This is a genomic window from Paenibacillus sp. GbtcB18 (assembly GCF_019091125.1).
In the GTDB taxonomy this organism is placed as follows: domain Bacteria; phylum Bacillota; class Bacilli; order Paenibacillales; family NBRC-103111; genus Paenibacillus_F; species Paenibacillus_F chitinolyticus.
The window spans coordinates 1-229 of the sequence record NZ_JAGXJX010001015.1; the positions used below are offsets into that span (position 1 = coordinate 1).

Consider the following 229-nt stretch of genomic DNA (forward strand, 5'->3'; position numbering starts at 1 on the left):
CCCAAACATAGAAGAACTGCCGCCCCCGCAATGAGCATAAACCCATAGTTAGTAACCCCTAGCAATACAAACGCCAGTCCCGCGGAGAACAAAACAGCTCCGAGAATATCGAATGAACCGCGGGCGTGTTTCTTGCTTGGAAAATATTGGAATACCAAAGGGAAAACAAAGAGGCTTAGAGTGGAAACGATGAACAAAGCGCGCCGCCCAAGGTATTGCTCCAGGAACC

Annotated in this window: 1 pseudogene; it reads right to left on the minus strand. The window is 49.3% G+C overall.

Annotated features, from left to right (window positions below):
- Nucleotides 1–229 (minus strand): annotated as a pseudogene (locus KVT34_RS31530) (MFS transporter); the annotation flags it as partial.